1 protein-coding gene is annotated in these 450 nt (G+C 69.8%); it reads right to left on the minus strand.

Annotation, left to right across the window (positions count from 1 at the left end):
- Positions 1 to 110: 110 nt before the first annotated feature.
- Positions 111 to 450, minus strand: a 340-nt coding sequence (locus K9U41_RS23215; protein ID WP_282643195.1) for an amino acid ABC transporter permease, incomplete at its 5' end; no start/stop codon positions are given.

Here is a 450-nt window from a genome sequence, read left to right on the forward strand (position 1 = left end):
CGTCCCGCAGCACGGGCACGCCGCCGAAGGCCTTGTGCAGGCCGCGCGCCTCGATCATGGGCACGCCGGCGGATGCACCGGCACCGGCACCGGCAGCGGGGGCGGAAAGGTCAGGCGTCATGGCGGGCATAGCGGCGCTCCAGCCGCTGGAAGCCCCAGGTCAGCACCAGGGTCATCACGAGATAGAAGGCGGCGGCCACGAGGAAGGGCGTGGTCGTGAAATCGCGCTGCACGATGCCGCGCGCGGCGCGCAGCAGGTCGTTCAGGGCCAGCACGTAGATGAGCGACGTGTCCTTGACCAGCGTGATGGTCTCATTGCTCATGGGCGGCAGGATGCGGCGCACCATCTGCGGCAGCACGATGCGCCGCATCGTCTGCCCGTACGTCATGCCCAGCACCTTGGCGGCCTCGTACTGGCCGCGGTCGATCGACTGGATGCCCGCGCGGAAG

This window comes from Xanthobacter autotrophicus, from assembly GCF_029991245.1.
GTDB classification, from domain to species: domain Bacteria; phylum Pseudomonadota; class Alphaproteobacteria; order Rhizobiales; family Xanthobacteraceae; genus Xanthobacter; species Xanthobacter autotrophicus_C.